This is a genomic window from Streptacidiphilus sp. EB103A (assembly GCF_041261405.1).
In the GTDB taxonomy this organism is placed as follows: Bacteria; Actinomycetota; Actinomycetes; order Streptomycetales; family Streptomycetaceae; genus Streptacidiphilus.
Genome location: NZ_JBGCAQ010000027.1, coordinates 65187 through 88797 on the forward strand (window position 1 = coordinate 65187; position 23611 = coordinate 88797).

At 72.6% G+C, this 23611-nt stretch carries 21 protein-coding genes; 16 read left to right on the plus strand and 5 right to left on the minus strand.

The window, feature by feature from the left end:
• Positions 1–122: 122 nt before the first annotated feature.
• The 3 genes from ABH941_RS35415 to pth all read left to right on the plus strand — a co-directional run bounded on the left by ABH941_RS35415 (position 123) and on the right by pth (position 2600).
• Positions 123–1100 carry a ribose-phosphate diphosphokinase gene (locus tag ABH941_RS35415; RefSeq protein WP_042407849.1) on the plus strand — a complete coding sequence of 326 codons (978 nt, stop codon included), beginning with the start codon at positions 123–125 and terminating at the stop codon, positions 1098–1100.
• A gap of 232 nt (positions 1101–1332) precedes the next feature.
• Positions 1333–1920 carry a 50S ribosomal protein L25/general stress protein Ctc gene (locus tag ABH941_RS35420; RefSeq protein ID WP_370134220.1) on the plus strand — a complete coding sequence of 196 codons (588 nt, stop codon included), beginning with the start codon at positions 1333–1335 and terminating at the stop codon, positions 1918–1920.
• Between the two features lie 89 nt (positions 1921–2009).
• Positions 2010–2600 (plus strand): aminoacyl-tRNA hydrolase, encoded by a 591-nt coding sequence (gene pth, locus ABH941_RS35425; protein ID WP_370134223.1) that lies wholly within the window; start codon positions 2010–2012, stop codon positions 2598–2600.
• A 641-nt stretch (positions 2601–3241) separates the two neighbouring features.
• Here pth and ABH941_RS35430 read toward each other — a convergent pair.
• A complete protein-coding gene (locus ABH941_RS35430; protein WP_370134404.1) occupies positions 3242–3655 on the minus strand; it encodes a hypothetical protein in 414 nt (137 codons plus the stop codon).
• On the opposite strand from ABH941_RS35430, the gene ABH941_RS35435 reads away from it, so the two are divergent.
• On the plus strand, positions 3621–3698 hold the full coding sequence (locus ABH941_RS35435; RefSeq protein ID WP_370134382.1) for a hypothetical protein: 78 nt from the start codon (positions 3621–3623) through the stop codon (positions 3696–3698). The genes ABH941_RS35430 and ABH941_RS35435 overlap by 35 nt on opposite strands.
• 100 nt (positions 3699–3798) lie before the next feature.
• Here ABH941_RS35435 and ppc read toward each other — a convergent pair whose 3' ends face one another.
• Complete coding sequence (gene ppc, locus ABH941_RS35440; RefSeq protein ID WP_370134387.1) at positions 3799–6552, minus strand: phosphoenolpyruvate carboxylase; 2754 nt, start codon at positions 6550–6552, stop codon at positions 3799–3801.
• A gap of 181 nt (positions 6553–6733) precedes the next feature.
• Here ppc and ABH941_RS35445 point away from each other — a divergent pair, with 181 nt between their 5' ends.
• From ABH941_RS35445 to ABH941_RS35455, 3 genes are all read left to right on the plus strand, one after another.
• Positions 6734–8068, plus strand: a complete 1335-nt coding sequence (locus tag ABH941_RS35445; RefSeq protein WP_370134226.1) for a sensor histidine kinase — start codon at positions 6734–6736, stop codon at positions 8066–8068.
• An 89-nt stretch (positions 8069–8157) separates the two neighbouring features.
• Positions 8158–9114, plus strand: a complete 957-nt coding sequence (locus ABH941_RS35450) for a hypothetical protein (protein ID WP_370134229.1) — start codon at positions 8158–8160, stop codon at positions 9112–9114.
• Complete coding sequence (locus ABH941_RS35455) at positions 9108–9476, plus strand: GntR family transcriptional regulator (protein ID WP_370134231.1); 369 nt, start codon at positions 9108–9110, stop codon at positions 9474–9476. The genes ABH941_RS35450 and ABH941_RS35455 overlap by 7 nt, the downstream gene beginning before the upstream one ends.
• A 129-nt stretch (positions 9477–9605) precedes the next feature.
• Here the strand turns inward: ABH941_RS35455 and ABH941_RS35460 are convergent, their stop codons facing one another.
• Positions 9606–10133, minus strand: coding sequence for an SUKH-3 domain-containing protein (locus ABH941_RS35460; protein ID WP_370134390.1), 528 nt, complete (start codon positions 10131–10133; stop codon positions 9606–9608).
• Positions 10134–10138: 5 nt separating this feature from the next.
• Positions 10139–10609 (minus strand): YwqJ-related putative deaminase, encoded by a 471-nt coding sequence (locus tag ABH941_RS35465; protein WP_370134234.1) that lies wholly within the window; start codon positions 10607–10609, stop codon positions 10139–10141.
• Between the two features lie 312 nt (positions 10610–10921).
• On the opposite strand from ABH941_RS35465, the gene ABH941_RS35470 reads away from it, so the two are divergent.
• The 9 genes from ABH941_RS35470 (at position 10922) to ABH941_RS35510 (ending at position 22975) form a co-directional block, all read left to right on the plus strand.
• Positions 10922–11929, plus strand: coding sequence for an HNH endonuclease (locus ABH941_RS35470; protein ID WP_370134235.1), 1008 nt, complete (start codon positions 10922–10924; stop codon positions 11927–11929).
• Entirely contained in the window at positions 11926–14295 is a 2370-nt protein-coding gene (locus ABH941_RS35475) for an SUKH-4 family immunity protein (RefSeq protein ID WP_370134238.1), read from the plus strand. The genes ABH941_RS35470 and ABH941_RS35475 overlap by 4 nt, the downstream gene beginning before the upstream one ends.
• Positions 14296–14415: 120 nt before the next feature.
• Positions 14416–15393, plus strand: coding sequence for a hypothetical protein (locus ABH941_RS35480; RefSeq protein ID WP_370134241.1), 978 nt, complete (start codon positions 14416–14418; stop codon positions 15391–15393).
• Positions 15394–15433: 40 nt separating this feature from the next.
• Entirely contained in the window at positions 15434–15706 is a 273-nt protein-coding gene (locus ABH941_RS35485; RefSeq protein WP_370134242.1) for a hypothetical protein, read from the plus strand.
• 85 nt (positions 15707–15791) lie between these two features.
• Positions 15792–19355: a transcription-repair coupling factor gene (gene mfd, locus ABH941_RS35490; RefSeq protein ID WP_370134245.1), complete on the plus strand. Its 3564-nt coding sequence runs from the start codon at positions 15792–15794 to the stop codon at positions 19353–19355.
• A 70-nt stretch (positions 19356–19425) separates the two neighbouring features.
• Positions 19426–20322, plus strand: coding sequence for a hypothetical protein (locus ABH941_RS35495; protein ID WP_370134248.1), 897 nt, complete (start codon positions 19426–19428; stop codon positions 20320–20322).
• A gap of 163 nt (positions 20323–20485) precedes the next feature.
• Positions 20486–21103: a hypothetical protein gene (locus ABH941_RS35500; RefSeq protein ID WP_370134252.1), complete on the plus strand. Its 618-nt coding sequence runs from the start codon at positions 20486–20488 to the stop codon at positions 21101–21103.
• A 178-nt stretch (positions 21104–21281) separates the two neighbouring features.
• The gene (locus tag ABH941_RS35505; RefSeq protein WP_370134255.1) at positions 21282–22280 is read left to right on the plus strand and encodes a MazG family protein; all 999 of its coding nucleotides are present in this window, start codon (positions 21282–21284) and stop codon (positions 22278–22280) included.
• Complete coding sequence (locus ABH941_RS35510) at positions 22280–22975, plus strand: endonuclease V (RefSeq protein ID WP_370134257.1); 696 nt, start codon at positions 22280–22282, stop codon at positions 22973–22975. Before ABH941_RS35505 ends, ABH941_RS35510 begins: the two co-directional genes overlap by 1 nt.
• Here the strand turns inward: ABH941_RS35510 and ABH941_RS35515 are convergent.
• Positions 22972–23598 (minus strand): hypothetical protein, encoded by a 627-nt coding sequence (locus ABH941_RS35515; RefSeq protein WP_370134259.1) that lies wholly within the window; start codon positions 23596–23598, stop codon positions 22972–22974. The two genes, ABH941_RS35510 and ABH941_RS35515, sit on opposite strands and share 4 nt — an antisense overlap.
• Between the last annotated feature and the right edge of the window lie 13 nt (positions 23599–23611).

Below are 23611 nucleotides of genomic sequence, written 5' to 3' on the forward strand. Positions count from 1 at the left end.
GGGGGACATCCAAGCGCCGCGAGCCTGTGTCGTCGTCGGCGCTCCAGCCAACCCCCCAGCAGCTGCGCCGCGCCAGGCGGCGAGCTGAGGCGCGCGTCAGCTACGCATGAGGAGACGGTGCAGTGACCGGGATCAAAACGTCCGGTGAGAAGAACTTGATGCTCTTCTCCGGCCGCGCACACCCCGAGTTGGCCCGGGAGGTGGCAGAGCAGCTGGGCGTGGACCTCGTTCCCACCAAGGCGCTGGACTTTGCCAACGGTGAGATCTACATCCGCTACGAGGAGTCGGTGCGTGGCGCGGACGCGTTCGTGCTGCAGAGCCACACGGCGCCGATCAACCAGTGGATCATGGAGCAGCTCATCATGATCGACGCCCTGAAGCGGGCGTCGGTCAAGAGCATCACTGTGATCATGCCCTTCTACGGCTATGCCCGGCAGGACAAGAAGCACCTGGGTCGCGAGCCCATCTCGGCCCGGCTGGTCGCCGACCTGCTGAAGCAGGCCGGTGCGCACCGGCTGATGTCGGTGGATCTGCACACCGCGCAGATCCAGGGCTTCTTCGACGGCCCGGTGGACCATCTGTTCGCGCTGCCGCTGCTGGCGGACTACGTGGGCGGCAAGGTCGACCGTGAGCGGCTGACCATCGTGTCGCCGGACGCGGGCCGGGTGCGGGTGGCGGACCAGTGGTCGGACCGTCTGGGTGCGCCGCTGGCGATCATCCACAAGCGTCGGGACCCGAACGTCGCCAACAAGGTGATGTCGGCCGAGGTCGTCGGTGACGTCAAGGACCGGGTGTGTGTGCTGGTCGACGACATGATCGACACCGGTGGCACGATCTGTGCCGCCGCCGACGCGCTGTTCGAGCAGGGTGCGGCGGACGTGATCGTGGCGGCGACGCACGGTGTGCTGTCGGGGCCGGCCGCGGACCGGCTGAAGAACTCGCGGGCCAGCGAGTTCGTGTTCACCAACACCCTGCCGACGCCGGGTGAGCTGCAGATGGACAAGGTGACGACGCTGTCGATCGCCCCGCTGATCGCCCGGGCGATCCGTGAGGTCTTCGACGACGGTTCGGTGACCAGCCTGTTCGACGGCGCGCACTGAGCACAGCACGTCCGAACTGATCGTTTTGGGACCCTCGCCGGGTATCGGCTAGACTGCTGGAATTGCTCGGCGAGGGAGTTCCCACTCCGTTATCGACGCGCTGCTCCACTTCTGGTGTGGCTGTGTGAGGTGCCGCCGGGCGACTCATCCCTGATTCTTGGGTGAGGTTCTGCCGGCGGCTTTTTCGTGAGCCGATCCGGATGGCACCCGCCCCCGCGCAAGGAGTGCCGGCATGTCCGAGATCCGCCTGGAAGCCCAGCCCCGCAACGAGTTCGGCAAGGGTGCGGCCCGTCGCGCCCGCCGTGAGGGCCTGGTCCCCGCGGTCGTCTACGGCCACGGCACGCAGCCGGTCCACATCAACCTCCCGGGCCACGCCCTGATGCTGGCGCTGAAGACCCCGAACGCCCTGTTCACCCTGCCGATCGACGGCAAGGACGAGTTCGTGCTGCCGAAGGCCGTGCAGCGCGACCCGATCAAGCGCAGCCTCAAGCACGTCGACCTGATCCTGGTGAAGCGCGGCGAGAAGGTCACCGTGGAGATCCAGATCAACACCGAGGGCGAGCTGGCCCCCGGCGGCAACCTGCTGGAGCACGTCCTCAACACCCTCCCGCTGGAGGCCGAGGCCACTCACCTGCCCGAGTCGGTCACCATCTCCATCGAGGGCCTGTCCGCCGGTGACTCGGTGCTCGCCAAGGACATCACCCTGCCCCAGGGCTCGACCCTGGCCGTCGAGCCGGAGACCGTCGTGCTGCACGTCGTCTCCGCCCAGGCCGAGGCCCCGGCCGAGGACGCTGCCGAGGGCGACGCCGCCGAGGCCTGAGCCTCGCGGCTCTCCTGCCTGCTGTCGTACCTCTCCGCTGCCCCGGTCCTCGGTGACCGGGGCAGCGGCATACCCGAAGGAGTCTCACGGTGGGCGCGAGCTCGAGCGATGAGTACACGGGTCCGTGGCTCGTGGTGGGCCTCGGCAATCCCGGCCCCGAGTACGCGGGCAACCGCCACAACATCGGGGCGATGGTGGTGGACCTGCTCGCCTCGCGGATCGGGGCGAGGTTCAAGGCGCACAAGAGCCGCAACCAGGTGGTCGAGGGCCGGCTCGCGGGGCAGCGGGTGGTGCTGGCCAGGCCGAACTCGTACATGAACGTGTCCGGTGGTCCGGTGACGGCGCTGCGGGACTTCTACAAGGCGCCGCTGGACCGGATCGTGGTCGTCCACGACGAACTGGACATCGACTACGCGACGCTGCGGCTGAAGCTGGGCGGCGGCGACAACGGCCACAACGGGCTGAAGTCACTGACCAAGTCGATGGGCCCGGACTACTACCGGGTGCGGGCCGGCATCGGCCGCCCGCCGGGTCGGATGGAGGTCGCGGACTTTGTCCTCAAGGACTTCTCCTCGTCCGAGCGCAAGGAACTCGACTGGTTCGTCGACCGTACGGCCGACGCGGTGGAGGCCCTGATTTCCGAGGGCCTGGAGCGGGCGCAGGGAACGTACAACTCCTAAGCCAATACGTTGCTTTGTCGATTTCACCCTCACTTCGGGGACGCACGGGCGCGGTGATCGAATCGTTATATGGCGGAGGTTTGGGCGTTTTGCCGCCATCATGATGTTTTGGTCCGTCAAAACCCCTGGTGGGTAGGTGTATTGCCGGGATTGGAGTGAATTGACAAGACTCCCGCTGTGAAAAGACGATGTGTGATGCTCATGGGGGAGACGTGCATGTCATGTCCACGTCTCCTGGCTCGACGCCCGTTGCGCGGGTGGCGCCGGTGAGCCCCATGTGGCTGTAACCGCTCTGGTTTTTTCCAGTTAGGGGAAGACGTGTCCATATCCCGCCGTACTGCCTTTGCCGTGCGTTCTCTCGGCGTGGCCTCCGCCGCAGGCGCTCTCGCGCTCGGTGTCGCAGGTAGCGCATTCGCTTGCGCGGCCCGGGACTTCACCGGTACCGCGCAGTGCCAGCAGTCCTCCGGAAACGCGCTGCTGACCATCACCGACAGCGACAGGAGCCGCACCTCCGCGACGGTTGAGATCGACTACAACGGCCAGAAGGTCGGCAGTGTCGATTTCTACCAGAACCAGCAGGATCAGGACACGCAGACCGTCGTGGTTCCCTGGGAGACCTCGGGCCGCTGGGACCTGAAGGCTCAGGCCAGCGCCGTCGATATCAGTGGCCAGCGGCAGAACACCATCGCGGTGCCGGGTGGCGACTGCTCCTCGCCGGCCCCGTCGCCCAGCAAGTCGGCTTCCCCGAGCCCCTCTGAGTCCGCGCCGGAGTCCGCTTCGCCGTCCGCTTCCGCGTCCTCCTCCGCGCCGGTCGTCGTCCCGACGACGCCCTCGGCGTCTGCGTCCAGCAGCGCGAAGCCCAGCGCCTCGGCGTCGCCCTCCAGCAGCGTCGTGGCGAGCACTTCGGCCTCCGCGTCGGCTTCCGCGTCCACCTCGGTCGAGGCGACCGCCTCCCCCTCGCCGAGCGGCACCTCGCTGGCGAGCACCGGTGGCGGCAGCGACGCCGGCCTGTTCGCCGGGATCGGGGCCGTGCTGATCGCAGCCGGTGGCGCCACGGTGTTCTTCCTCCGCCGTCGGGCCGCGGGCAACCACGCATGACAGGTAGCCTGACAGGTAGTCAGTACCCCTGACACGACGGAACGGCCCGCACCCCAGGACGGGGGTGCGGGCCGTTCCGTTCGCGAGGACTGACGCCCGGTCAGCCGGTGTTGCGCAGTCCGGCCGCGATGCCGTTGACGGTCAGCAGCAGGGCGCGGGAGCGCAGCGGGTCCTCCGGGAGGCCCTGGGCGGCGTCCTCGCGCTGGCGGCGCAGCAGGGCGACCTGGAGGTAGGAGATGGGGTCCAGGTAGGCGTCGCGGATGCTGAAGGTCTGCTTCAGCACCGGGGTGTGCTCCAGGAGTTCGCCCTCGCCGGTGATCCGCAGGACCTCCTTGAGGGTGATCGCGTGCTCGGCCTCGATGAGGTCGAAGATGTGCTTGAGGTTGCCGGGGACGAGCTGGTCGACGTAGTGGCGGGCGATCCGCAGGTCGGTCTTGGCCAGCGTCATGGCGACGTTGGAGAGGAAGTTGCGGAAGAAGTGCCACTCGCTCTGCATCTCGTCGAGGATGTCGCCGAGTCCGGCGTCCCGCGCGGCGGCGAGGCCGGAGCCGACGCCGTACCAGCCGGGGACGATCTGCCGGGACTGGGTCCAGCCGAAGACCCAGGGGATGGCGCGCAGCCCGTCCAGTCCGGCGCCGCTGTCGGGGCGGCGGCTGGGGCGGGAGCCGAGGTGCAGCGAGGCGAGCTGGTCGACGGGGGTGGCAGCGAAGAAGTAGGCCGGCAGGTCCGGGTCCTCGACCAGGCGGCGGTAGGCGGTGTGGGCGCCGTCGGAGACGGTGTCCATGGTGGCGTCCCAGCGGGCCAGGGCCTCGGGGGACTGGCGCGGTGCGGTGTGCAGGGCGCTGGCCTCCAGTGTGGCGGAGACCGTGAGTTCCAGGTTCTCCCTGGCCAGGGCGGGGATGAGGTACTTGTCGGAGATGACCTCGCCCTGCTCGGTGACCTTGATCTCGCCTTCCAGGGTCCCGTAGGGCTGGGCGAGGATGGCCTCGTGGGAGGGGCCGCCGCCGCGGCCGACGGTGCCGCCGCGGCCGTGGAAGAGCCGCAGCCGGATGCCGTAGCGGTGGGCGACGTCGCGCAGCCGGCGCTGGGCGCGGTGGATCTCCCACTGGGAGGTGGTGATGCCGCCGAACTTGGAGGAGTCGGAGTAGCCGAGCATGACCTCCTGGACGTCGCCGCGCAGCGAGACGAGCCGGCGGTAGGAGGGGTCGCGCAGCATCTCGTCGAGGATGGTGTCGGCGGCCTTGAGCTCGTCGGTGGTCTCCAGCAGCGGCACGATGCCGACCTTGGCGACGCCGCCGTGCAGGTCGATCAGTCCGGCCTCGCGGGCCAGGACGGTGGCGGCGAAGACGTCGTCGGCGCCCTGGCACATGGAGATGATGTAGCTCTCGACGATCTCGTCGCCGAAGCGCTCGAAGCTGTCGCGGATGGTCTCGAACACGCCGAGGGTCTTGGCTCCGGCGGCGTCCAGCGGGGCCGGGGTGGGGGCCAGCGGGCGGCGGGACTTGAGCTCCTTGGCGAGCAGCCGCTGCCGGTACTCGCGGGGCATGTCGGTGTAGCGCCAGGCCTCCTCGCCGAGCCGGTCGAAGAGCTGGCCGAGCGCGTGGTGGTGGGCGTCGGCGTGTTCGCGGACGTCCATGGTGGCGAGCTGCAGGCCGAACGCGGAGATGGTGCGGATGGAGCGGGAGAGCCGCCCGTCGGCGATGAGCCGGCCGCGGTGTTCGCGCAGCGAGTCCTGGATCACCTGGAGGTCGGCGAGCAGCGGGGCGGTGCCGAGGTAGTCGCGGCCGTTGACGTGCGGGGTGCCGTTGGCGAGGCGTTCGCGGGTGTTGATGAGCTTCTGCCGGATCGCGGTGGCCTTGAGCCGGTAGGGCTCCTCGGCGTTCATGCGCTTGTAGCGGGGGCTGATCTCGGGCAGTGCCTCCAGGTCGGCGGCGAGCGAGGCGAGCAGTTCCTCGCTGGCGCCGGAGAGCCGCACCGAGGAGGAGAGCTGGTCGCGCAGCTCGTTGACGACGTCGAGGGCGTCCTTGATGCCGTACTCGTGCTGCAGCAGCAGGACTTCGAGGGTGACCGCGGGGGTGACGTTGGGGTTGCCGTCGCGGTCGCCGCCGATCCAGGTGCCGAAGGTGAGCGGGCGGACGCCTTCGGGGATGTCGATGCCGACCCGGGCCAGCTCCTCGTTGAGCTCCTCCAGCACGTCGGGGACGGCGCGCTTGTAGAGCTCGTCGAGGTAGTAGACGGCGTTGCGGGCCTCGTCGGCGGGCTCGGGGCGGGCGATCCGCAGCTCGTCGGTCTGCCAGAGCAGGTCGATCACCTCGGCGAGGCGGCGGTCGGCCTGGCGGCGGCCGCTGGGGCGGGTCGGGGTGTCGGTCTGCTCCAGCAGTTCGGCGATCCGGCGGAGCTTGGTGAGGACGCTGCGGCGGGCGGCCTCGGTGGGGTGCGCGGTGAACACCGGGCGGACGGCGAGGTGCGCGAGTGCGTCGCTGACCTGCTGCGGGTCGGCGTCGGCGAGCTTGTCGGCGGTGCGGGAGAGCAGCGAGCCCTCCTGGGCGCGGTGGACTCCGAGCTCGCGGCCGCGGTGCACCTGCTCGGTGACGTTGGCGAGGTGGAAGTAGGTGGAGAAGGCCCGGACCAGCTTGGCGGCGGTCTCCAGGTCGGTCTCCTCCAGCAGGGCGGCCGCGGCCTCGCCGTCGCTGCGGGTCAGCGCGCGGACCTGCTCGACCAGGTCGAGGAGTTCCTGGCTCTCCTGCCTGACCAGGGTGGCGCCGAGGAGTTCGCCGAGTCGGCGGATGTCGGCGCGCAGGGCGCTGTTGTCGGGCTCGACCGACGGCGCTGCTGCCGTTGCGGCGGCCTGGATTGCGTCGCTCACGCTGGTGCTCCCTGGTGCGGGTGGTTGGTACCGGTTGGGTGGTGACCGGTGGTGGCGGGCTCCCGGACGGCGCTGTCCGACCCGACCAGCATAGGTGCGCGCGTGCTTCCGTAAGAGGTGGCGGCCGTATGCCGGACACAGCGGCGCGGGGTCCGCATAGGCTGACCCCATGAGCGTGGCGACGCCCGGTGTGGGCGTGACGGGGATGCGGACCGAGTGGTGGACGAAGTTCTGGGCGCGGCGCCGCAGTATGTGGTTCGACCTGGGGGTCATGGCGCTGGCCTCGGCCGAGTGTGCGGGCAGCGCGGCGAGTTTTGCGACGAAGCAGGGGGTGGGGCTGGCCGGCGCGGTACTGCTGGGCGTGTTCGGGGCGGTGGCGGCGAGCACGCTGCTGGTGCGGCGGCGCTGGCCGCTGCTGCCGGTGCTGGCGGCGCTGGCGACGATTCCGCTGCAGGCCGGCTATCTGCTGCTGATGGTGGGCCTGTACACGCTGGGCGCGTACCGGGCGGAGGGGGCGGCCAGGAAGTTCTCCGAGCGGCGGGCGATGTCGCTGCTGTGCGCGGTCGCGATCGCGGAGACCACGGTGGTGTCGGCGCTGACCATCGGCACCCAGCAGGCGGACGCGCTCCGGCGCGGGGTGCCCAGCTATGCGCTGGTGATCATCTCGGTGCTGGTCGCGGTGGGGATCACGGTGGCGCCGACGATGCTGGGCCTGTACATCGGGGCGCGGCGGCGGCTGTGGGAGACGCTCCGCGAGCGGGCCGAGGGCCTGGAGACGGAGCTGGCACTGCTGGCCGAGCAGGCCACCGAGCGGGCGCGCCGGGCGCGGATGGAGGAGCGGACCCGGATCGCCCGGGAGATGCACGACGTGGTGGCGCACCGGGTGAGCCTGCTGGTGGTGCACGCCGGCGCGCTGGAGCGGGTGGTGCACAAGGATGCGGCCAAGGCGGTGGAGAGCGCCAGGCTGATGGGCGACATCGGCCGGCAGGCCCTGGACGAGCTGCGGCAGATCCTGGGGGTGCTGCGGACCGTGGAGACCGACGCGGTCAGCGGTGACGTCGCGGCCGCGGTGCTGGCGGTGCCCTCGTCGGACGGTCCGGGGCTGGCGGATGTGCCGAGGCTGGTGGACGAGTCCAGGGCGGCGGGGCTGCGGGTGCGGCTGACGGTCGGCGGGGCGCGGCGCGGGCTGAGCGAGGAGACCGAGCGGACGGCCTACCGGGTGGTGCAGGAGGCGCTGACCAATGTGCTGAAGCACGCGCCGGGGGCCGACGCCGAGGTGGTCCTCGCCTATGTCCCGGGCGGGGTGGCGCTGGCGGTGTCCAACAGCTGCCCGGACGGTGGCGGCGAGGGCAGTCGGCGGTCCCTGCCCAGTGGCGGGAACGGCCTGGTCGGCATGCGCGAGCGGGTGACCGCGCTGGGCGGAACGTTCGCGGCGGAGCCGACGGGTGAGGGCGGCTTCCGGGTCGAGTGCCGGCTGACGGCGATGGGGGCGGCGGCGCGGTAGCGCGGACGCTGCGGGAGCGGGCGGGGTGAGGTGGGGAGTGGGCGGGGTGCGATGATGCCCGCCTGAGCCGGTAATGCGTGGGGGTGGGCGTGAACGGGGCCGTGCTGCTGGGTGGGCTGGGACTGGCCGGGGTGGCGCTGCTGATCCTGGGCGCGGCCGGACTGGCCTGGCGCCGTGACGGCGAGGCGCTGCGGCTGCGGCGGGCGGTTCGGTGGGCGAAGGAGGCCGATCTGGCCCTGCCGAAGGAGCTGGTGAACCCGCTGGCGGCTCGGTTGCAGCGGCGGACGCTCGCCGCACTGACGCTGTCGGTGCTCATCGCGGTGCCGGTGGCCGCGCTGGAGGGCGGATATCTCGCCTCCGGGCTCCTGGACTCGGCTGCCGACCCGGCCTCGCCGCTGCGCGGGCCCACGATCGCCCTGGTGCTGATGGCCCCGTTGCTGGTGGCCAATGCCGCGACCGGGCTCTGGGAGCTGGAGCGGGCGCGTCGCGCGGACGCCCTGCGCGGCAACCGGCCGGTCCACATCGGCCTGCGGCACGCGATGCCCACGTGGACGGTGTGGGCGGTGCGGGTGCTGGCCCTGGCCCCGCCGGTGCTGGCCGGCGGGCTGCTGTGGTGGTTCCAACGGCAGGGGCTCGCGCAGGTTTTCAGCGTCTCCATGTTCGCGGCGCTGCTGGCGGTGGCGATGGTGGCCCTCTACGGCGTCGAGAGTCGGCAGTTGGCCGTTCTGAACGGCCGCCAGGCGCCGGGCTCCCCGCAGGCGCTGGCCTTCGACGACGCCTTCCGGGTGCGGACCGTGCTCGACCTGGCGCCGTTGCTGCCCCTGCTCGTCTACCTGGTGGCCTCGGCGCGGCTCCAGTCCGTCCTGTCCGTCGTGGCGGCACGGAACCCGGGGGCGGCGGTGGTGGCCGGCGACGTGTGGACCGGGCTGGGCATGCTGGTGTTCTTCTTCGTGATCGTGCTCGGGCAGCCGAGTGTGCGTCGGTACTACCGTGGTCGCAGCGCACCACCGCTGCTTCCGCCCACCTCGGAGACCACACCGTGCTGATCACCCTCGACCCCGACTCCGCCGTCCCGCCGTTCGAGCAGGTGCGGGCACAGATCGCCGAGCTGGCGCGCAGCGGGGAGGCGCCGGTGGGGACCAGGCTGCCGACGGTGCGGGGGCTGGCGGAGCAGTTGGGCCTGGCGGCGAATACGGTGGCCAAGGCCTACCGGGAGCTGGAGACCGCCGGGGTGGTGCAGACCCGGGGCCGGCACGGCACGGTGATCGCCGCGTCGGGCGATGCGTCGCTCGCGGTGGCGGCGAGGGCGGCTGCGGTCTACGCGGAGCGGGTGCATGGCTTGGGCATCCCGGCGAAGCAGGCGCGGGCCGTCGTGGAGGCGGCGCTGGATGTTGCGTACGGGAGGTAGCGCCCGTGCGGCATGTGCCTGGTTTGTCGCGCAGTTCCCCGCGCCCCTAGCTGATTGCAAGCGGGCCAGTTGCACTTGTTAGGGGCGCGGGGAACTGCGCGACCAGCCAGCTACGGTCCGCAGTCGAAGTCACATCGCGTCGGCGACGAAGCGCAGGCGTTCGGGGGTGCGGCCGGTGATGAGGAGGCTCAGGGCCTGGTCGACGGTCTGGCCGAGGAACCACTCGCCGCTGTGGTCCAGGCTGTGCACCCGGCCCAGGGCGTCGATGACCAGCAGGGCCTGGCCGTTCCGCTCCTCGCCCAGCGGGGCCAGCGGCAGCTCCAGGCAGCGGCCCAGGTCGGCGAGGGTGCGCGGCTGGTGGAGTCCGAGCAGCGGGTCGATGGTGAACGCGGTGCGGGCCTGCTCGACGCCCGGGCCCTCCAGGGTCACCTCGATGCCGCCGAACTCGGCCCAGGCCTCGATCGCGGCGGGGAACACCGAGTGCCGCTGGCCCTCGTCGGAGAAGTGCCCTGACAGGGTGTCGGCCCACTGCTCGGCGCGGGTCAGCTGCCTGCGCCCCGGATGCCATCCCGCCTTGGTCAGTACCGAGGCGACCTCGGCCTGGAAGCGCGCGGCGGGGGTGGGAGCGGGGGTCGGCGGGGACCAGTCCTCGGGCATCGCGGTCACGCCCCCTTCGGTGCGAGGGAGACGGTCTGCACCCCGAAGTGGGCCAGCAGCGGCACGCACGAGCGGCACGGCGGCTGGTGGGTTCCGTGCGCGGGGTCGCCCTCCTCGCGTATCCGCACCGAGGTCATCCGGGCGCCGCGCAGCGCCTTGCGTGCCTCGCTGTCGCTGAACGGCTTGCGCGCGGCGCGCTTGGAGCGGTTGTCCTCGGCGGCGGTGAAGAACTGCGACAGCAGGACGGCCTCCGGACAGCGCCCGGTGAAGCGCTCGCGCTCTGCCGTCGGCAGCTCGGCCAGGAACGCGGCGACCAGCGGGTGCAGCTGCGGCGGCTGGTCGCCCTTGTCCCCGGCACAGGTGTAGGTGTCGCCGCGCACCGACAGTGCGGAGGCGACGATCGGCATCAGGCTGTCCCGACGGTTCCTCAGAAGCGGTGCGGCGGCCGCCGGGCGGCGGTCCTCGGTGGTGTCCACGTACGGTCGTTCCTTCCCTGCAGTTGAAGCAGCCGCGGCCGCAGCCGCGCACGGCGGGGCAGGGTACCTACCGTGTCGCACCCCCGTCGGCGGGAGGCGGCCCGCCGCTGCTCGTTTCTCTCCGTCGCTTCCCGGTGAGTTGGGTACAGCCTGCCAAATACCGGTGCGGATGGGGAAGTCGGGGTCCCGGAGGGGCCGCCGACCCGGTGCGCGCAAGGTGTGCTGAAGCCTGTGCGGACTCTGGAGATCCGTTCGAGTGGTGCACCCCCTAGGCTGGGGGTCGGCATTCAGTTCCAGCAGGGGGCAAACTCGATGACGACAGGTCGGCCCAACGCCGCCTATGCCGGGCAGGTCGTGCACTTCCCCGATCCGCTGCGAGCCCGCTTGTACCCCGACGGGGTCAGGGTCGACGGGCAGGGGCACCCGGACTTCGGCCCGTATGTCCGCGCCGCTGCCGAGGTGGCCGACCCGCCGGAGGGATTCGGTGTGGACGAACTGCGTCTCACCGACTACGTCTCGGCGAACGCGGCGCTGTACGCGCAGGGCCACGATCTGTGGGCGGACGTCGACACCCCGGTGTCCACGCCCCCGGGCTGGACCTGGCACCACGCGGTGGCCGGGGCGCGGCCGGGCCACCGCCGGATGGAGCTGGTCCCGGTCGAGGTGAAGGCGCTGCTGCGGCACCACGCGGGCCTGGCGCTGTCCACCGCCGACCACGGCAAGCGCGGCACCCGACCGCTGCAGGAGCGCCGCCCGGTGCACTTCGCCCTCGGCGAGGGCCCGCTGGGCGCGGCCCCCGAGGAGTCGGACGCGGGCGTGAGCGAGCAGCGGGTGCAGGCCGCGGAGGAGGGCCTCGGCTACGGTCTGCCGGGCCCGTACCGGACCTTCCTGAAGGCGGCCGGCGGCCGTGGCCCCAAGGGCGTGGCACTGGACACCGAGCTCGGCGTCCTGGTCGACCAGCCGTTCCTCACGCTGCGTGAGGAACGCACGCTGGACGACCTGGTGTACGTCAACAAGTGCCTGCGCGACCATCTGACCAAGGACTACCTGGGCGTCGGCTACGTCCAGGGCGGACTGGTCGCGCTGAAGGTGCGCGGCGGCTCCGCCGGCACCGTCTGGTTCCTTCCCTACGACGACGCCCGGGACGAGGGCACGGCGCAGCTGACGCCCCAGCAGCGCTGCGAGCAGCTGCTGCTGCCCTGCGGCGAGGACTTCGACGCGTTCCTGCTGCGGCTCGCCGGCAACCCGCCCGAACTGCAGACGGTGGCCGAGCTGATGGTGGACGGCGGCTTCGCCCGCGCGGTCCCGGTGGAGGGGTGAGCAGCCGCGTGGTGACGTATGCGGAGGCGCAGCAGCGCGCCGAGGAGTGGATCAACGAGGGTGTGCCCGCCTACCAGCGCCGTGAGGTGCGGGTGCGCGAGTTCGACCTGGGCTTCGTCGCCTGGGCGGTGGACCGCGCGGACGGTCCGTCCTCGGACGGCGGCGCGGTGCGGATGGTGATCGCCAGGGACAGCGGGGTGACCACGCTGTGGCCCGCGCTGCCGATCAACGACGTGGTGCGCCGCTACGAGGAGGCGTACGGGCGTCCGGTCGGGGCGACCCCGGCCGGTACCCAGTCGCCGCCGGAGCGCGGCCTGGCCGAGGCGACGTCGTTCCTGCTCAGCCCGCCGCAGTGGCTGGAGGAGGCCGGGGCGGCGGCGATGGCCGCGGAGAGCGCCCGGGCCGCGGGGGCCGGCGGTTCCGGTTCCGGTTCCGCCCGGGGAGCCGAGCCCGACGAGCCGTCGCTGCTGGTCGCGCCGCCGGTCTCGGCGGGGCCGCCGGGAGAGGTCCCGACGATGCTGGCGCGGCCGCCGGAGCGGTCCGCGGGCCCCGGTGGTCAGGGGCAGCAGAGCGGTTCGCTGGACTACGCGCCGACGATGCTGGCGCGGCCCGGCGCCGCTCCCGCCGGCCCCGGGCCGGTGCCGCCGCAGGGCGGCGGTCAGCAGGGCGGCCCGTACGGCGGTGGGCAGGGCGGTCCGCCGCCGCCCCCGCCGGGCGCGTTCCAGGGCGGCCCCGCAGGTCCCCCGCCTCCGCCGCCGTCGGGTCCGCCTGCCGGTGGTCCGGGTCTGCCTCCGCCGCCTCCGCCGGGGCTGGTCGGTCCCGGCGCTGGTCCTGGTACGCCGGCTCCGCCGTCGGGTCCGCCCGCCGGGGTTCCCGGGATGCCCCCGCCGCCCCCGCCCGGTGTGATCGGCGGCGGCCCCGCCGGCCCGCCTCCTCCGCCCCCGGGCGGTCCGCAGGGCGGGTCGCTGGACTACGCCCCGACGATGCTGGCGCGGCCGGGTTCGGGTCCCGCGGTGCCGCCTCCGCCGCCGTCGGGTCCGCCTGTCGGTGGTCGGGGTCTGCCTCCGCCGCCTCCGCCGGGGCTGGTCGGTCCCGGTGCTGGTCCTGGTACGCCGGCTCCGCCGTCGGGTCCGCCCGCCGGGGTTCCCGGGATGCCCCCGCCGCCGCCCCCGGCCGGGCTGCACGGCGGCACTCCGCCCCGTGGCGTATCGGCGCCGTCGGCCACGGGCGGGGACAGCTATGTCCCGACCCAGTTCGCCCAGGCGCTGAACCTGCCGCCACGCACCCCCGGCGGCCCCGGCGGCCCGGCCGTCCCCCCGCCGCCGCCCGCGCCCCAGCCGCAGCAGGCACCGCCGCAGGCCGCCCCCGGTGTGCCCACGGTCGGGCCCGGCTACATGGCGGTGCTCCGCTACCGCGGCCCGGACGGTTCGGAGCAGCAGATCATCCAGCGCTCCACGCTGGGTCTGCCGCACCCCGAGTGGCAGATCCTGCAGGAGGTCCGGCGGCTGAACGTGCCGCCGGAGCAGGTACTGGAGCTGCACACCGAGCTGGAGAGCTGTGACCTGCCCGGCGGCTACTGCCAGCGGATGGTCAAGGAGGCCTGGCCGAACGTCCGGGTCAGCAGCATCGCCCCGTACGGCCGGGACCACGCGGCCCGGCAGCGCGGCGTCCAGCACCTGTTCGAGCACCACGGCGAGCTGCACACCCATGCCGCCGGGCCGGCCCCGCAGCGCCCGTTCCGGGTGCCGCTGCCCGCGCCCGGTTCGGTGCAGCCCGCGCCACCGGTGCCGCCGCAGGCGCTGGCGGACGAGCTGCAGCAGGCGTTCGGCCCGCAGAACGTGTTCCGCTACGAGCCGCAGGCGGTGTCCAGGCAGGGCATCCCCGAGGTCGTGTCCGGCTCGCTGACCTGGGCCGGGCTGCCGGTCGAGTTCGGCCCGTTCTTCTGGGCGCAGGCCCAGCCGGGCCGTCCGATGCCGACGCTGGCCGAGCTGGCCGCCGAGCGTGGCATCGCGGCCCAGCCGGACGCGGGCACCTATCTGGTGCTGGGCAACGACTACGGCCGCCAGCTGTGCGTGCAGTACGGGACGGCGGCGATCGTGGCCGTCGACCTGGGCACTGCGACGCAGCCGGCCGGGGTCGAGGCCCAGCAGCCGCGCTTCGTCAACACCGGCCTGCCCGAGTTCCTGCGCTGCATGGCGCTGCTGGGCCGGATGTGGCGGTTCCGGTACGGGCTGACCCCGGAGCAGGCGGGCCACTGGACCACTGACTTCCAGGCGCAGCTGGCCGCCCTCGACCCGGCGGCGCTGGGTTCGCCGGAGACCTGGTGGGCGGTGCTGCTGGAGCAGCTGTGGGACGGACTGCTGTGACCTGAAGGCGGCGTCGCCGGGTGTCGGTGCCTCCGGCCGGGTAGGGGGTGTGTGCAAAATGGATCGAAATCTGATCATTTTGCTTCCACTTCCACGATCCCCGGATGAGAGGAAGAGCCGATGAGCGACGCCGTCTCTCCGCAGCACGGCTTTACCATGACCAGGCGCGGTTATGACCCGGACCAGGTCGAGCGGGCGGTGGCCGAGCTCACCGAAGGCCGTGACCAGGCCTGGGAGCGGCTCTCCGGTCTCGGCAACCGGATGCGCGCCCTGGAGCAGCAGCTGATCGACGCCGCGGCGGCGGCCAAGGCCGCCGAGGAGGCCGAGCCGCCGTCCTTCGCGCAGCTCAGCGAGCGGGCCGGTCGGCTGCTGGTGATCGCCGAGGAGGAGGCCCTGGCGATCCGCGCCGAGGCCGAGGACTGGACCGACGTGGTCGACGCCGAGGCCCGCGCCGACGGCCAGCAGGTACGGGCCGAGGCCGACGACCACGCCGTCCGTCTGCGTGCTTCGGCTGAGGAGGGCCACCGCCGCGAGCTGGAGCGGGCCCGCTCCCGGGCCGAGGCCGAGCGCGCCGACGCCGACCGCGAGGCCCGCACCCTGCGCGAGGAGGCCGCCGGCTACGCGGCCGGCGTGCGGGGCCGGGCCGAGGAGATCGCCGAGTCGACCCGGGCCCGGCTGACGGCACTGCAGCAGCGGGCCGACCAGGAGCACGCCGAGACGGAGGCCGCCGCCGTCGCGCAGGAGGAACAGCTCACCTCCGGGGCCGAGCGCAAGCAGGGCGAGGCCGAGCGGCACCGCAACGCCATGCAGGCGATGGCCAAGGAGATCGAGGCCGAGGCCGCCACCCGGGCCGGGCAGATCGTCGAGGCCGCCCAGCGCGAGGCCGAGCGGATCGCCGCGGCGGCCGGACGCGACCAGGCGGCCTTCGCCGAGCACCGCGACGAGCTGGAGGCCCACCTCGACCACATCCGCACCACCCTCACCGCCCTCACCGGCGCGACGGACACCCCGGAGCCGGACCCGGACGCCCCGGTCGACCCTGACGGCAGCGAGGGAGTAACAGCAGAGATCCCGCTGCCGCCCTCCGAGGAGAGCTGACCGGCCCCGGTTGTCAGTCCCCTGCGGCACAATGGCGTGTATGTACCGCCTCACCTACACCATCGAGGCCAAGACCACCCGCGACGCGATGCCGGTCCGGCGGCAGGAACAGCTGGACCGGGGCCTCGCGGTCCTGGCAGCCGACCCCTACCACAAGGCCAGCACCTACGTCGGCGTCAATGAGACCGATCGCAAGGCCCAAGTAGCCCCCGGAATACTGGTCGAGTACTTCGTTTCCAACACGCCGTTCAATGTTGCGAGCATGGTCGTCGCCGCCATCGAGGTCTTCGACGATTCGCTGATCGACGGCTGACCGGCGTTACATTGGAGACCCCCGGTGCGCAACGCGTTCCGGGTGCTTCGCGTTGCCCACGGCTGAGACCCGCTGAGAGAAGTCCATGAGCCTGACCGGCCTGCTTGACGTCGTCGTCGCCGACCCCGCCCTGGCGGAGGCGGCGCGGTCCGCCCTCGCCGGGGACCGCCACCACCTGGACCTGGTCGGTCCCCCCGCCGCCCGCCCGTTCGCGGTCGCGGCGCTCGCGCGCGCCCTCGCCGAGGGGGCGAACGGCGGCCGGGGCCGGCCCGTTCTGGCGGTCACCGCCACCGGCCGGGAGGCCGAGGACCTGGCGGCGGCGCTGACCTCGCTGCTGCCCCCGGACAGCGTCGCCGAGTTCCCGGCCTGGGAGACGCTGCCGCACGAGCGGCTCTCACCGCGCTCGGACACCGTCGGCCGCCGCCTCGCGGTGCTGCGCCGGATCGTCCACCCCAGCGCCGACGACCCGTCCGCCGGACCGCTGCAGGTGATCGTCGCGCCGATCCGCAGCGTGCTCCAGCCGCAGGTCAAGGGTCTGGCCGAGCTGGAGCCGGTCCGCCTGGGGGTGCGTCAGGAGGTGGACCTCGAAGACCTCACCCGACGGCTGGCCGCCGCCGCGTACCAGCGCGTCGAGCTGGTCGAGAAGCGCGGCGAGTTCGCCGTGCGCGGCGGCATCCTGGACGTCTTCCCGCCCACCGAGGAGCATCCGCTGCGGGTGGAGTTCTGGGGCGACGAGGTCGAGGAGATTCGTTACTTCAAGGTCGCCGACCAGCGCTCGCTGGAGGTCGCCCAGCACGGCCTGTGGGCGCCGCCCTGCCGTGAGCTGCTGCTCACCGAACCGGTCCGGGCCCGCGCCGCGGAGCTCGCGGCCGAGCATCCGGAGCTCGCCGACATCCTGGACCGGATCGCCCAGGGCATCGCGGTCGAGGGCATGGAGTCGCTGGCCCCGGTGCTGGTGGACGACATGGAACTGCTGGTCGACGTGCTGCCGCAGGGCAGCGTCGCTGTGGTCTGCGACCCCGAGCGGGTCCGCACCAGGGCCGCCGACCTGGTCGCCACCAGCGAGGAGTTCCTGCACGCCTCCTGGGTCGCCGCGGCCTCCGGCGGGGACCGCCCGCTGGACGTGGGCGCCGCCTCGCTGTGGTCCATCGCCGACATCCGCGAGCACGCCGCCGCGATCGGCCTGCCGTGGTGGTCCGTCAGCCCCTTCGCCGCCGACGAGGAGGTGCTGACCGGTCCCGACGTCCTGCACCTCGACCTGCACCCGGCCGAGGCCTACCGAGGCGACACCGCCCGCGCCATCGCCGACGCCAAGGGACGGCTGGCCGACGGCTGGCACGTGGTCCTGGTCACCGAGGGCAAGGGCCCGGCCTCCCGGATCGCCGAGATGCTGTCCGGCGAGGGCATCGGCGCCCGGCTCACCCCCGACCTGGTCGGCGTCCCCGACCCGGACGTGGTGCACGTGGCCTGCGGCTCCATCGAGTACGGCCTGTACTCCGAGGGCCTCAAGCTGCACCTGGTCACCGAGACCGACCTGGCCGGCCAGAAGTCCTCCACCAAGGACATGCGCCGGATGCCCTCGGCCCGCCGCAACGGCATCGACCCGCTCGCCCTGAAGGCCGGCGACTACGTCGTGCACGAGGCCCACGGCGTCGGCCGCTACGTGGAGATGGTGCAGCGCACCGTCCAGGGCGCGACCCGCGAGTACCTGGTGCTGGAGTACGCCCCCGCCAAGAAGGGCCAGCCCGGCGACCGGCTGTTCGTCCCCACCGACCAGCTGGAGCAGGTCACCAAGTACGTCGGCGGCGAGGCGCCCTCGCTGCACCGGCTCGGCGGCGCCGACTGGACCAAGACCAAGTCCCGCGCCAAGAAGGCCGTCAAGGAGATCGCCGGGGACCTGATCCGGCTCTACTCCGCGCGGATGGCCGCCCCCGGCCACGCCTTCGGCCCGGACACGCCCTGGCAGCGCGAGCTGGAGGACGCCTTCCCCTACGCGGAGACCCCGGACCAGCTCAGCACCATCGCCGAGGTCAAGTCCGACATGGAGAAGACCGTCCCGATGGACCGTCTGATCTGCGGCGACGTCGGCTACGGCAAGACCGAGATCGCGGTCCGCGCCGCCTTCAAGGCGGTCCAGGACGGCAAGCAGGTCGCCGTCCTGGTGCCGACCACGCTGCTGGTGCAGCAGCACTTCTCCACCTTCTCCGAGCGCTACGCCAACTTCCCGGTCGTGGTGAAGGCCCTCTCCCGGTTCCAGAGCGACAGCGAGGCCAGGGCCGTGCTGGAGGGCCTGCGCGAGGGCAGCGTGGACATCGTCATCGGAACCCACCGGCTGTTCTCGGCCGACACCAGGTTCAAGGACCTGGGCCTGGTCGTCGTGGACGAGGAGCAGCGCTTCGGCGTCGAGCACAAGGAGCAGCTCAAGAAGCTCCGGGCCAACGTCGACGTGCTGACCATGTCCGCCACCCCGATCCCGCGCACCCTGGAGATGGCGGTCACCGGCATCCGCGAGATGTCCACCATCACCACCCCGCCCGAGGAGCGGCATCCGGTGCTGACCTTCGTCGGCGCCTACGAGGAGAAGCAGATCTCCGCCGCGATCCGGCGCGAGCTGCTGCGCGAGGGCCAGGTCTTCTACATCCACAACCGGGTCGAGTCGATCGACAAGGCTGCGGCCAAGCTCAAGGAGCTGGTCCCGGAGGCCCGGATCGCCACGGCGCACGGGCAGATGGGGGAGACGGCGCTGGAGCAGGTCGTGGTCGACTTCTGGGAGAAGGAGTTCGACGTCCTGGTCTCCACCACCATCGTGGAGTCCGGTATCGACATCTCCAACGCCAACACCCTGATCGTCGAGCGCGGCGACACCTTCGGCCTGTCCCAGCTGCACCAGCTGCGCGGACGCGTCGGCCGCGGCCGCGAGCGCGGCTACGCCTACATGCTCTACCCGCCGGAGAAGCCGCTCACGGAGACCGCGCACGAGCGGCTGGCCACCATCGCCCAGCACACCGAGATGGGCGCGGGCATGTACGTCGCGATGAAGGACCTGGAGATCCGCGGCGCGGGCAACCTGCTCGGCGGCGAGCAGTCCGGCCACATCGCCGGGGTCGGCTTCGACCTCTACATCCGCATGGTCGGCGAGGCCGTCGCCGAGTACAGGGAAAACGTCGACGGGTCGGGGGAGCCGGAGGAGGAGCCGCTGGACGTCAAGATCGAGCTCCCGGTCGACGCCCACGTCCCGCACGACTACGCTCCGGGCGAGCGCCTGCGTCTGCAGGCCTACCGCTCCATCGCCTCGGTGAACTCCGAGGACGACATCGCCGCGGTCCGCGCCGAACTCGTCGACCGGTACGGCAAGCTCCCCGAACCGGTGGAGAACCTGCTCCTGGTCGCGGGCCTGCGGCTGTTCGCCCGACGCTGCGGGATCTCCGACATCACCCTCCAGGGCCAGAACATCCGTTTCGGCCCGGTCGAGCTGCGGGAGTCCCAGGAACTCCGCCTCCAGCGGATCTACCCCCGCAGCCAGATCAAGGCCTCCACCAAGCTCCTCCTCGTCCCCCGCCCCAGCACCGGCAAGATCGGCGGCAAACCAGTCGTCGGCCGAGAACTCCTCACTTGGTGCACCGAATTCTTGACCACGGTGCTGCAGTAGGTTTTAGGGGCGCGGGGAACTGCGCAAACCCCAGCCACCCATAACCCGCACCAACCCAAGGACCCGCACCATGCTCCTAGGTCTGACAATGGCCCTCACCGCCGCCTTGTGCTTCGGCGTGGCCATGGTGCTGCAAGCCCTCGGCGCCCAGCGCCACAAATCCACCCCTGGCGAGGGCCTCCTCGGCACGGCCAAGGCCATGCTCAACCTCCCCTTCGCCGCCGGCCTCCTCCTGGACTGCTTCGGCTTCGTCGCCCAGCTGATCGCCCTGCGCTCGCTCCCCCTGTACGTCGTGCAAGCCGCCCTCGCCGGCGCCCTCGCCGTCACCGCCGTACTGGGTGCGGCGATGCTGAAGATTCGTCTGGGCCGCGCCGAATGGGCCGGCGTCGTCGGCGTCTGCGTCGGCCTCGCCGTCCTCGGTGCGACGGCCGGCGCCGAGGGCCACCGGCACCCCTCCGAGGCCTTCCACTGGGCCCTCCTCGCCGCCGTCGCGGCCCTCGCGGCGGTCGGCGGGCTCGCCTGGAAGCTGCGTGAGCCGCGCCGCGCCGCCGTCATGGGCGCCCTGTGCGGGCTGGGCTTCGGCGTGGTCGGCCTGGCCGTCCGGGTCCTGCCCTCCGTGCACGGTCTGGACCTGGTCCCGCTGCTCAAGGAACCGGCGACCTACGCCCTGCTGGTCGGCGGCGCCGTCTCCTTCGCCTACATGACCGAAGGGGTCCGCGGCGGCAAGGTCACCACCGCCACCGCCGCGATGGTGCTCGGCGAGACCGCGCTGCCCGCGGTCCTCGGCGTCGTCCTGCTCGGCGACGGCACCCGGCACGGGCTGATGCCGCTGGCCGTCGCCGGTTTCGCCGTCGCCGTCGCGGGCGCCCTCGCGCTGGCCCGCTTCGGCGAGGTCGCCCCGGTCGAGGAGGCCGACGATCCGGCCCACACGGCGAAGCCCGCAGGCCGGGCCACCCCCGTCAGCTGACCGCCCCGACGGGACCACCCGACCCGGTGACGCCGACCTGGTGACATCGGCCTGGTGCGCTGCCTATCCTCGGTGCTCGGAGCAGTAGCAGACGTATCGTCAGACCCGTACGTGACATGCATTCGCAGCGCGCCGTCTTTTGGCGCCACCGCCGGGAGGCCCCGTGAACCGCCGTCGCACCGCCGCCGCCGTCCTCGCCCTGTGCGCCGCCGGTGCCCTCACGGCCTGCTCCTCCGGGCCGGCCCACCCCGGTGCGGCGGCCGTGATCGGGAACGACCGGATCACCGTCGCCACCCTGCAGTCGCACGTCTCCGCCTTCCAGAACGCGGCCGCCGGCGACAGCACCGCGCTGCAGCAGACCGGGGTGTCCCAGAAGACGCTGGCCCTGCTGGTGTCGGACCAGTTGGTGGACCAGGCGCTGGCCAAGGAGGGCAGGTCCGTCACCGAGGGCCAGATCCAACAGGTCGAGGCGGCCTATCTGCAGCAGGCCGGCAGCGCCCAGGCGCTGGAGCAGGCCGTGGTGGACAAACTGCTGCTGGCCCCGGCCGATCTCGAGCTCTACGCCCACCTCCAGGCCGGGCAGGTGCTGCTGCTGCAGGCGGCCGGGGTGGACCCGAGCTCCAGCACCGCCGGCAGCGCCCTGCAGCAGATCGTCTCCAAGGCGAGCAGCGAGATCGGCGTGACCGTCAACCCCCGCTACGGCAGCTGGGACGCCAAGGCGCTCACGCTGGCCGCGGCGAACCAGCCCTGGCTCAAGGCGACGTCGTCCACGACGGCATAGCCAGGTTTTTCGGCTGCGGACCGTAGACGGCTGGGCGCGCAGTTCCCCGCGCCCCTAAAGGTGCTGCAACTTACCCACGGTGGTTCAGTTGCAGTTGCCCAGGGGCGCGGGGAACTGCGCGACCAGCCAGGCAGACGCCGCAGCCAAGATGAAACGCCCAACCCGGTAAGTTCGGGTCGTGGCAGAAAAAGACAACACCCCCGCCGGACGGCTCGTCCTCCTCTCCTGCACCCACCGCGTCGCCCCCGGCCTGCTCTCCTGGCCCGCCTGGGAGGCGCTGCACGGCGCCGACCGGGTGCTGGCCGGCGACCCCGCGCACCCGCAGCTGCCGCCGGTGCGCCAGGCCGGTGTCGCCGTCGAGGTGCTGGACGTACCTGGGCACGCCCTGGCCCGCACCCTGGCCGAGGCCGCGTCCGGCCGCACCGTGGTGTGGATCGGCGGCGTGGACGGCGACCCCGGGCTGACCGACTCGCTCGCGCGGATCGCCGTCGAGGGCGGCCTGGCCGCCTGCGCCGTCCCCGAGATCGAGCTGCTGCCGGGCTCCTACGACCTGCCCGGGGCCCGGCTGCTCGACCTGGTCGCGGTGATGGACCGGCTGCGGTCGCCCGGCGGCTGCCCCTGGGACGCCGAGCAGACCTCCGAGTCGCTGGTGAAGTACCTGGTGGAGGAGGCCTTCGAGCTGGTCGAGGCGATCGAGGAGGGCGACCGCGAGATGCTCCGCGAGGAGCTCGGGGACGTGCTGCTCCAGGTGATGTTCCACGCCAGGATCGCCGAGGAGCACCCGGACGAGCCCTTCGGCATCGACGAGGTGGCGGGCGGCATCGTCGACAAGCTGATGTATCGCCACCCCCACGTCTTCGCCGATGTGCACGCCCCCACGGCCGAGCATGTCGAGGCCAACTGGGAACAGCTGAAGGCCGCCGAGAAGCAGCGCGACTCCGTGGTGGACGGCGTGCCGCTGGCGCAGCCCGCGCTCGCCCTGGTCGCCAAGCTGCACTCCCGCGCGGCCAAGGCCGGACTCGCCGTGACCCGTCCCGGGGGCGACACGGGCATCGGCGAGCGGCTGCTCGACCTGGCCGTCGAGGCCCAGCAGCAGGGCCTGGACCCCGAGGCCGAGCTGCGCGCCGCCGCGCGCCGCTACCGCGAGGCCATCAGGCAGGCGGAGCAGGGCAGCTGATGCGGCTTCAGCTCACCCCTGACTGGCCGTCGGACCAGGCCGGGGCGTACCGGGTCCAGGAACGGCTGCGTCCGCTGGTCCGCACCCGGCCGCTGTCGGCCCCGCCGCGCACCCTGGCCGGGCTCGACGTCGCCTACGGCGGCAGCCACGGCAGCGCGGCGGACCGGGTGGCGGCGGCCGTGGTCGTCCTGGAAGCCCGGACACTGGAGGTCGTCGACCGGGCCACCGCCGTCGGCACGGCCGGCTTCCCCTACATCCCCGGACTCTTCGCCTTCCGTGAACTGCCGGTGCTGGTGGCCGCGCTGGAGCAGCTCGGAACCACCCCGGACCTGCTGCTCTGCGACGGCCAGGGCCTGGCCCACCCGCGCCGCTTCGGCCTGGCCTGCCACCTCGGCGTGCTCACCGGCCTGCCCACCCTCGGCGTCGCCAAGACCCCGCTGCTCGGTAGCTGGGACGAACCGGGACCGGCCCGCGGCGACAGTGCCGACGTCCAGGACGGCGGCGAGGTGGTGGCCCGGATGCTCCGTACCCAGGACGGCGTCAAACCGCTGACCGTGTCCACCGGCCATCTGATCACCCTGGACGACGCCTGCGCCCAGGTCCTCGCTGCCGCCCCGCGCTACCGCCTCCCGGAGACCACGCGCCTCGCCGACCGCCTCTGCCGCGACGCGCTCGCCGCTGCGGCGGCGGATTAGATCCAGATCACCAGGCTCGCCAGCAGGGCCAGCCCCGCCAGACCCGCCAGCGCCAGAAAGCTCCAGCCGAGGATCTGCACCACCACCCGCGCCGCGCCCGGCGCGAGCCCCGTCGCCAGCCGTCCCGGCCGCCGGGCCGGGTCGTCCGGCGACCGCTTGGGCAGCAGCGTCAGCCCGGCTCCGAACAGGACCAGCGCCAGCCCCGACAGCAGCGCCAGGACGACGGACAGATCCAGGACGGCCCGCGCCAGGTCGGGCCGGAGGAACCCGCCGTCTGACCTGCGGCGCAGCTCCGCGGGCACACCGACCCGCAGCCCCAGCCCGGAGGCCTCGGCGGCCGGGTCGGCGCGGCCGGATCCGGCCGGTACGAAGGTTCCCTGGCACTCCTGCACCAGGTACTTGCCCGAGCGCACGGTCTGGCACTGCGCCGCCGTGTACACCCCGGGCGTCCCGGCCAGCTCGGCGTTGTAGCGGAAGCCGTCGACGGCACCGCTGAGCACCGACTCGGCCAGCAGCAGGGCGGCGATCAGGCCCACCACGAGCCTGGCCCGACCTACCCGCTTCGGCGGCCGCCCGCCGGCGTTCTGTGCCTCCGTCCCCTGCGCTGCCGTGTCCTCCGTCACCCTGCCCCCTGCC

What these genes read in the sequence shown, in the direction of transcription:
- ABH941_RS35510 (WP_370134257.1), top strand. Translation starts at nt 22,280, where the DNA reads ATGCGGCTTCAGCTCACCCCTGACTGGCCGTCGGACCAGGCCGGGGCG.
- ABH941_RS35485 (WP_370134242.1), top strand. Translation starts at nt 15,434, where the DNA reads ATGTACCGCCTCACCTACACCATCGAGGCCAAGACCACCCGCGACGCG.
- ABH941_RS35470 (WP_370134235.1), top strand. Translation starts at nt 10,922, where the DNA reads ATGACGACAGGTCGGCCCAACGCCGCCTATGCCGGGCAGGTCGTGCAC.
- ABH941_RS35480 (WP_370134241.1), top strand. Translation starts at nt 14,416, where the DNA reads ATGAGCGACGCCGTCTCTCCGCAGCACGGCTTTACCATGACCAGGCGC.
- mfd (WP_370134245.1), top strand. Translation starts at nt 15,792, where the DNA reads ATGAGCCTGACCGGCCTGCTTGACGTCGTCGTCGCCGACCCCGCCCTG.
- ABH941_RS35445 (WP_370134226.1), top strand. Translation starts at nt 6,734, where the DNA reads ATGAGCGTGGCGACGCCCGGTGTGGGCGTGACGGGGATGCGGACCGAG.
- ABH941_RS35460 (WP_370134390.1), bottom strand. Translation starts at nt 10,133, where the DNA reads ATGCCCGAGGACTGGTCCCCGCCGACCCCCGCTCCCACCCCCGCCGCG.
- ABH941_RS35495 (WP_370134248.1), top strand. Translation starts at nt 19,426, where the DNA reads ATGCTCCTAGGTCTGACAATGGCCCTCACCGCCGCCTTGTGCTTCGGC.
- ABH941_RS35420 (WP_370134220.1), top strand. Translation starts at nt 1,333, where the DNA reads ATGTCCGAGATCCGCCTGGAAGCCCAGCCCCGCAACGAGTTCGGCAAG.